Here is a 9,115-nt window from a genome sequence, read left to right on the forward strand (position 1 = left end):
ACCATCTGCAAAGGCTACGGCCTTTAATACAATATTTTAGACGCCGCTGATAAGACCTTATCAGGCGTACCAAAAAACTTCTGCGCCCCCTCTTCATCCAGCAGTAAACACAGATCTGATGTTGCCACCATGGCCTTCTCATTGCTGGTATAGATCACTGTGCATTTCTTTAAATAGCTAGAAAAAAGCGAAGTTAAATAATGGCTATTTTCTTTTTCTGAGCCGACAAATGGCTCATCAATAATAAGAAATTTTTGCTGACAACTACCAATACCAATCATCAGCTTTATTTTTCTTAAAATACCATCTGGTAAGCTTTTGATTAATCCGCTGGTGATCAGTGTTGACTTACCTTCTGGCAAGTATTTTTCTAAATGAAAAAAGCTGATCATTTTATCGATATGGTCTTCATCAACATAGCCATTATAAAGCCGATAATTAGCCAGAATTGACCCTTGGTATAAATGAAAGTCAAAGGGGATATAGCAGATGCTATTTCTATATTTGAAGCTATTAAACTGGGTAATATTATAATTATCTAGCGTGATTTGACCTTGAAAACGGGTTTCAATCCCCCCTAAAAGGTTCATTAACGTGGTTTTACCTACCCCAGAAGGCGCACAAACTGACACTTTCTGGCCTTTGCCAACACGAAAAGATAAGTTAGTTAACCCTTTTGAAAGCCCCGTATAACGATGGGTTAGCCCGGTGACTTCTAACTGTCCCTGAAATTGATTTAATGGCGAGCTTTTCTCCATTTTATTGCGGTCATCATCTAGTGACATTAGCGCATTAATTTGCCCCGTTGAAGCTTTAATAGTATCTATTTTGGCTAAGGAATTATAAATCCCCATAATTGGCGTTAGTGCCTTCCACACTAAAATGATAATCGCCAACATAGCACCTGCATCTGTCGTGCCTTCCATCACGCCTGACACCGCGGTGACAATACTGGTGATGCCGATAATTTGAATCAAACTACCACCCATACTCTGCACTTTGCTGTTAGTGGTACTAACTTGGTGTGAATCGCTTAATCGTTGTATTAACGCTGAATTAAAACGTGATTTTAATACCGAAATTAATGGTAACCCTTGAATTGAGGAGGTATTGGATAATATTTCATTCCACTGATAAGAAACCATCGCATTGGCTCTAGAACTTTGAGAAGCCGATTTTGAATAGATGTAGCGGCCATACACACAAAAGCCCACCATGACTAAAATACCAGATATTACGGTTATCGCCGCGGTGCCAGACATGATGACTATGGCAATGATAAAAATAAAGATAAAAGGTAAATCAAAGTAGCTTAAGCTTGATTCAGCTGTCACTAACTGCCTAAATTGGTCAATATCTTTGAGTCTGGCTAACTGTGAAGATGTACCAGCACTTGATGTCATCGCATAGGGCAGCCACAGCAGTTTAGACAAAACACTGTAAGAAATATAACAAGAGAGCTCTTTGCCTGAGGTTGCTAGAATTTCCATACGCTGCTTTTTCAAAATATATTCGAAACAAGCGACCATCACAGCCCCTGCTGAAAGCCACAATAAGGTAGAAATCGAGCCTGCACTTAAGGCAAAATTATATACACTCATAATAAAAAAAGGCTGCAGGGCGCCCAACAAGTTGATCCCTAAACTCAGTTTAATGAGATCTTTAAATTCTGCGTTATATCGATAAAACGAATATTTAATCCAATTCTTTTTATCTTGAGACTCTGGCGGCGGCTCTCGAAATAACCGAGAGTAACTTGATATGTAACAGATCGATGCGACAAACTCGCCGCTGGGATCAAACACATATTCGAAAATATTGTCATTTTCATAATCATATAAGAAGCAGGTTTTATCGTTATAACTGAGTAAAATATAATTTTGATGTTTTAGCGAAATAAAGGCCGGACATGTGACCTCGTGTAATTGATCTTTTGTTTTTATATCAATGCTTAGACACTCATAGCCAACTCTGGTTAATGTGGCTTTAAATGCGCTAAGGTGGTTGTCATGATGAATAAAGACATCGGATAAAATACTGGGGGTCCCTTCCCACTCTAATGCAATCAACGCATAGGCTATGCCATTTAATAATGGCGTTTGTTCAAAGCGCTGCTGATACTCACCATGCTTAAAGTGCTCTAGTCTTTCGTTAAGCTCATCAAATGCTATTAAAGTATCCATTTTTTAACCCAATGTAATCGTTTCAACCAGGGTGTCAGTATTGGTGATTTTATTACTCACTATGACAAAGGAGTATTTTCCGGTGCGGGGCCTCAAACAAGAGAGCAAATTAATGGCCACTTCTTTATCGTAAACAAGATCAAAATCATCAATAATAATAACCAACTTGTTATTTAATAGTGCTCTTACAATAAGTAATAAAAAAGAAACCTGACGAGAAAATACTTTACTATTACCGCTACTGAGCTCAGTAAAAAAACCGAGTTTGAGTTGGTCGATATCTTCTTTTATTGATAAAGCTTCACAAAGAGAATATGCCGCCTTATGTAATTGCGGCCTAAAACAAGTGATATTATCTATGATAGTCCCTTCAATAAAACTGCTGTTTTTATCTATAGTTACAACAAGGTTAGCATCGATATTCTCTTCTTGAGATTTTTGTACAATGCGCTCAATTAACCGGGTTTTACCACTACCCGACTTGCCTTTTAGTAGGGTTATTTTTCCCTTAGTAAAAGAGATTTCTCGATTATTAAAAATTATCTTGGGGATCCTACTGTTGTAGGCTAATAACGCTTCGTTAGCTTTATCACTGGCCAACACACTTGAACCAGAGCTAGTGTTAGGCTCTTGCCCGGCAGCAGACTCAGGCGAGGTGCAAGCCGCTTTATTGGTATTTTCCATCAGCAACATTTCATTCAAGCGATCAATATAAATTTTATTGATTTTCCATTGTCCCATAGTTCTCATCGCTTGCTGATACGGGCCAAAATAGCGGTTAGTTAATAAAATAATAGCCGCCATCACCCCTTGGCTCATTTCTGTTGCGATCACGCTAAGGGCACCATTAATTACCACTACCGCCACTGAAAGCTGCTGCACCAAAGAAAGAATTAAGGCAAAATTTGATTCCTGTCTTTCAAATTTAGTACTGAAATGCTCTCGTTGTTCGATCATGTTATTCATCAAGTTTTCAACTCGGTATTCCATGGTGCGACTTTTAATATCCAGTGGATATGACACAATCTCGATTATTTTAGAGTTTGTAATCCCCTCAATAGTCGACTTGGTTTCTAATAACTGCACTTTTTTACTTGTTGAAAAATAGGCAATAATAAATAGAAATAATGACGCTACACTGATGATAATACCGGTATTCAGATTAATGACCGCCAGTACGACTATGGTCACAATACAAGTAAATATATTGATAAAAGATGACACTAAGTCGCCACTAAAATAGGATTTTAAGCTGGGGATCGTATTGAGTCGTTCTAAGTATTCACCGACTTCAAGCTTTTTAAAACGGGTGATATTGGCATGACATACCGCCTGAAACAGTTGATTGGTGATTTTTCTTTCAAACTTATTACCAATATCAGCAATAAGGGTTTCTTCTAATGCTTTCACTTTGTAATCTAAAATTATCGCTATTAAAATAATTGAATAGATAAAATACAAAGTGGAAGTTGCTTGATTTGGCAGTACCCGGTCAAAGATAATCAAAATTGCAAATGGTAGCACCAACCCAAGTAAGGTCGTCAGAATACTTGAAGTGAATAGAAAAACTAAGTCGATTATCGACAGTTTAGGAATATAGGATAATTTATTCATCAGCTTCCTTTTTCAACTTTTCAAGCACTTCCAAATCAAAATTATTCTGTATCGGCACCATACTATTTGATAATGCACTAAGAATATTAAGGTCAACTGGGCCGAGTAAGGCGTCAAACTTAGTCATATTGATGATGTAATCATATTGATTAGAATAAAAATCACGAATACTGTTGTATAAATTTGACTCTGAAGAAAGTAAATCCGTTAATGTTTTAGTTCCGATTTTATAAGCTTTTTGCGTTCCTTTATAAACTGAGTAGTTCGATATAATAATTTTCCGCAACAAATTAATTGATGTGACATTGTCATTAATTTGATAAATCAACTCATCAAATTCAACTCCTGCGTCATCAATTGATTGCCTATGGTTAGCGATACTCTGGAATATTTTATTCTTATTTTTTTGATATTCATAATAAGTGGAGCCACCACTCATTATGGGAACATTTATATTTAAAGAGTAGCTGATATCATCGTTATAGGTTTCAACATTATTATTGCTATCATTGACACTATAATTTGCCGACGCTGAAATGGTGGGGTAAAAGCCTGATTTGGTTTTATCCAATGTGGTTTCTGATTTTTTGATATTGTATTGTGAAATAATAATGTCGTAGTTTTTATGGGCTAAGTTTTTTTTAAGCTTACTTTTGCTTCTTGATGGGATCTGTTGATAGTGCTGATTTAATTGGATATCAAACTTAGGTTCGAGCTTTGTTTGGGTTGTAGAATTGAGCTTGATTAGAGAAATCCTGATGTCTTTTTCAATGCTTGCCAAGCTTTTTGCATTTTGCTCCTTCTTAGCATAGGCCTCATAAACATCTGTTTTGGCCACATTACCCAGCTCATTGTTTCTACTAATTTGCTCTAGGCGTGCTTGAGATGACTTTAGCTCCGCTTTGGTGGCTTTATGCTGCGCTTTGAATTTTAAATAAGAGAAATAATTTTCAACCACCTTGATGATAATATCATTGAGAATTTTATTATGTTTTATTTCATTTATTTGTAACTCTAACTTGCTCAAGTCGTAGTCATATACGATAGAGTAATCCAGTAATACCTGTGACAAGGATAAACTGTAACCATTACTGTTATAGTCATTATCGGTACGACTACCGTCATCAGGGTTAGGATAGGTGGTTTTAGATTCATTCCAAGTGGAATTTGCCTGAATATTCACGGTTGGTAAGAAAGGCGAAGTCCCTTTTTGTAGATCATATTCTGAAGACACTAATTCAAACTCAGAACTGATAATCTGATAATTATTCCTCAATGCCTGATCAATTAACAAAGATAGCTCTGATGCCCTTGTAGAAGCAGCATTAACAACACACAACAGTATTAAAGCGAATTTAATAATCTTCATTTATTCGCCTTATTAATTGCTAGATACTTTCTTAATACATTAAAAATCTCATCTTTTTTATAGGGCTTATGGATGACATAATCCATGCCCGCACTGATACATTTTTGATGTTCATCGTTACTGGTTAAAGCGGTCGCACCGATGATGACCCTGTCAGGCAGATTATTTTCATTGTCACTCTGTCTGATCCTTGATGTCGCCTCTAAACCATCAAGATTAGGCATAATACAATCCATAAACACCGTTTTATAATCGCCCACTTTGACTGACTCAATGGCTTCTTTACCATCATTAGCCGTATCACAATCAAAACCTAAATCAGTGAGTATTTTCTTCAAGATAAATTGCTGCAACCTATCATCTTCAACGATTAATATTTTTTCTGATTTTTCATCTACCGCTGCGTCTTCGTCTTTATTTATATGCTCAACAATATGGGCGATAAAATCACTGGGTGGACAAGGGTGATAAAAGACATGATCAACATGTTCGTAGAGCTTCTCATCGATATTTGAGGATGATAACGACAAGAATATTTTGATCACTTTCTTATTCAGCCTCGCCTTTAATATTTTACAAAATGACTGTAAATTTACCCCCTGAATAGTATTGGTTAAGATGATGCCATCTTGGGGTGAAAGCTCCTTTATAGATTGAAATAATTCATTGCCGGTGCGGGCAATAATCACTTTAGCCCCTTGATCTGTTAGCATTTGTTCAATCACATCAACTTGCATATAAGATGCACCACAAATTAGCAGCGTTCTGCCGTAGAGCTGGTTATTTTCAGTCTGATAATCAACAGGGGTGACATCAAAAGAGATCCGCACTCTTGATATGTCATCAATATTTTTTTGAATGACATGATATTTTTTTATTTGATTGAGTAATGTTTTAACCAATGCCTTGTTGGTTATGTCTTTTTTAGGTACGACACCCCAAGCTAAATTTTCGATATGCTCCATGGAGGGTATATCTTGATCATAGAGGTATAGATCAATATTAATCTGTAACTTCTCAACCCTTGTTGCCGAGCTGCAACTTAAAGAAAACAGTACGTTACGACAGTTGGAACTGGAGATTGTTTCGGAAATTTGCATCAGCAAAAGCCAAAATAAACCAGTATGATGACCATAAAAGGATAAGGGAATAGTATTTGCGACGTAACATTCTATAAGTTTATTTTGTTGCTTAGATTTTGTTGATAGTAGTACTACTAATTCACTAATTAAATTGTAAAAATCGACCAACTTTGTGCTAGAAGATGACTCAACTGTTGAAAGTAAATTAAAATTTTCAGCAAGGTTTTCTAATGTTCTGGTCGCAGTGGTGATCTCTTTGGCCTGTAAAACCTCTTGAACATTCTCTTTATTGACCAGTAGATCAATGCCCCCGTGTATGGTGTTAGTTATGCCTCTAATTTCATAACCTAATAAGTTATACAGCCTTTGGTATAAGTCAGTTTTACTCATTTGCTGCTCTAACTTTTCAAAACTAAACAGCAGCATGGAGTAGATTTTTTTTTCATCTGAGCTTGAGTCAATATCTGATAAGCGATGCTTTAGAGAACTATGATTGAGGGTTTTAACGTCACCTAAAATATGATGAAACGACTGCGATAATCTGCTCTTTTCTTTTACTGTGTATCGAATTTGCTTCCTTATCAGGTACCAGCCAAACACAAAAAAACCAAATGTGGCGGTATTGATGGCAAAAAATATCGCCATTTGGGATTGTGAATTTTGCTTTATATCAGCTGCTAATTTTTGATTTAGGTTAGCTGAAATATCACTAACTTCTGCTAAACTTCCTTCGATATCAAGTTTTAATGTATTGATATCTTTATGATCATTATACTTTTTTACATATAAGTTAACGTAGTCAAACTTTAACAGACCAGCAAGGGATATAAGTTTTTTTTCAGTAGATGCGATAGAAATGAAAGACTGTACGTCTTTAGCAATTTGCTGCGTCAAAACAGAAATTTGAGCCTTATTACATGGTGAGCGCCCTACTTCGCATAAGGAGAGGGTGGCATTTAATATTTCAAGTTGATCGACGATATTGTTTGAGGTGTTAATGAGTGCATCTTGATTAGCCGTGACGGCAGGCTTCTGACCAGAAACGGTATTTTTTAGTGAATAAACCACCTGGCCGAGAGTTAATATCAGCACAATAGCAAAAGCAATTTTAATTTTTAGCGCATTATTATTATATTTTACATTCATGTTTAACGCTCATTAAACGACTCTTCTAACGCAGCCATTATAGGTTTAAGAGCATAATCAATAATTTTTCTACTGCCTGTTTTTACATCTGCAGTAAATTCCATATATGGTGCTAAGTGGTACTTAACCCCTTTATTTTCTAGATAATTTTTATTGATTGTGAGTTCGGCTAGAAAAAATTCTTCTTCTTTTTCTTCGTATGATCCTCTCGAGATAGATGAAATCACCGCATCGATAACACCGTATTTAGCAAAATTATAGGCATCAAGCTTTAGTTTTACTTTTTGGCCTTTAACGATAAAACCTATGTCTTTGCGGGCTATTTTTATCTCAGCTCGTAAAGCATTATTTAACGGCGTGATATCAGCAATGCTATCCCCTGGCGATATAATGGCAGAGATATAATTATAATTAAGCTTATCTACTGTACCGTCTACCGGTGAATAAACAAACAAGCGATCCACTTTATCTGAAATCGATGGCAGCATTTTTGACTTTATTGAAAGCTCTTTGTCTAGCGCAACAACCTTGGTTCGATATTCGCTATCCCTAATAAACTTGGTGTTTTCCAGTTGCTTGGTGAGACGAGTTAATAAAAAACCTTCATTAACTACTGACTCCTCTAAATTTTCAATTTCACGCAGCATATTCATTTCTTGCACTTGCATATTAAGCACGTCGGTATATGACGCCATTTCTTCTTTATACAATTGCTCTTTTATGGCGAGTTGCTTTTTAATTATGTTTAACTGGGCTGTAGAAGAAAGTATTCGCTGTTTCATAGAGTCGATGATCACCGTTTTATGGGCAATATCATGCTCCATTAAATCATCACTGGTTACATTTTTGCTATTCTCTTCTCGCCATTGCTCTTGCTGTATTTTGAGCGTTTGTGGATAGTCTTTAAAGGCTGAAAAGTCGGGTTCTTGTTGGGATATTAAAGATTCGTATTTTATTAGCTCTATCCTAAGCTGATTGATTTCAAAAAGATTAACAGCAAGATCACCAAGCTTATCTTTTGATCTTAATTGTGCAATTTTTTGGCCTTTGTAAACAATATCGCCAGGGGCGACATAGAGTTTTTCAAGTATCCCTCCTTCTAAGTGTTGCACTTTTTCGATATCTGAGTTTAGAAGTATTTCCCCTCTTGTGGCCACAGTAATTTCAAGCTCTGCTTGTGAGCCCCATATCAATAAAATAAAGAAAAAGACAAATGCAACCGAGGAAACTTTTTGTGAACTATTACTGCTGTTTTTAGCTATTAATACGCTAGAGCTATCAGAATGAACACTGTTAATAGACTCCTCGATGATGTCTTCAAAGTTTTGCTCAAGATTATCTTTACCTTTCATTTATCTCCATCACTACCTTGTTATGTCAATGAAATAAATTTTTTTAAACGGAAAGGCTAACCTGCTCAGCAATTTTTGATAGGTGTTGCTGTATTACATCTATTTGCTGCCTGCTTGGCATTTCGCCCTTTTTACTTATCCCCTCGGCCTCCCTAATCAATGGAACAGCATCTTCTTCGCACAAGTTAGACAAAGAACCTGATAAAGTATGAAAAACATGAAAAAGCGCCTCTGTATCCTGAGTACTATAATGCGCCTCAATGGTTGTTGCGGCATCAGCATTGCACTCTAAATACAAACCTAATAGCTCTTTTACGCACTCTGTATCACCATCAAACATGTCACTTAACGCTGTTATATTTATCATAT

At 36.2% G+C, this 9,115-nt stretch carries 6 protein-coding genes; all 6 read right to left on the reverse strand.

Annotation, left to right across the window (positions count from 1 at the left end; genetic code table 11):
* Window positions 1–23 precede the first annotated feature (23 nt).
* Genes BCU57_RS15580 through BCU57_RS15605 form a run of 6 tightly spaced genes read right to left on the reverse strand, consistent with a single transcriptional unit; the run spans window position 24 to window position 9,113 of the window.
* A complete protein-coding gene (locus tag BCU57_RS15580) occupies window positions 24–2,183 on the reverse strand; it encodes an ATP-binding cassette domain-containing protein (RefSeq protein WP_102438353.1) in 2,160 nt (719 codons plus the stop codon).
* Between the two features lie 3 nt (window positions 2,184–2,186).
* Window positions 2,187–3,797 carry an ABC transporter transmembrane domain-containing protein gene (locus BCU57_RS15585; RefSeq protein ID WP_198589346.1) on the reverse strand — a complete coding sequence of 537 codons (1,611 nt, stop codon included), beginning with the start codon at window positions 3,795–3,797 and terminating at the stop codon, window positions 2,187–2,189.
* Window positions 3,790–5,166, reverse strand: coding sequence for a TolC family protein (locus BCU57_RS15590; protein ID WP_102438349.1), 1,377 nt, complete (start codon window positions 5,164–5,166; stop codon window positions 3,790–3,792). The genes BCU57_RS15585 and BCU57_RS15590 overlap by 8 nt, the downstream gene beginning before the upstream one ends.
* Complete coding sequence (locus BCU57_RS15595; RefSeq protein ID WP_102438347.1) at window positions 5,163–7,394, reverse strand: response regulator; 2,232 nt, start codon at window positions 7,392–7,394, stop codon at window positions 5,163–5,165. Before BCU57_RS15595 ends, BCU57_RS15590 begins: the two co-directional genes overlap by 4 nt.
* Window positions 7,395–7,396: 2 nt before the next feature.
* Window positions 7,397–8,746 carry an HlyD family type I secretion periplasmic adaptor subunit gene (locus tag BCU57_RS15600; protein WP_102438345.1) on the reverse strand — a complete coding sequence of 450 codons (1,350 nt, stop codon included), beginning with the start codon at window positions 8,744–8,746 and terminating at the stop codon, window positions 7,397–7,399.
* Window positions 8,747–8,789: 43 nt separating this feature from the next.
* A complete protein-coding gene (locus BCU57_RS15605; protein ID WP_102438343.1) occupies window positions 8,790–9,113 on the reverse strand; it encodes an Hpt domain-containing protein in 324 nt (107 codons plus the stop codon).
* Between the last annotated feature and the right edge of the window lie 2 nt (window positions 9,114–9,115).

This window comes from Shewanella sp. 10N.286.48.B5 (assembly GCF_002874355.2).
GTDB lineage: Bacteria > Pseudomonadota > Gammaproteobacteria > Enterobacterales > Shewanellaceae > Shewanella.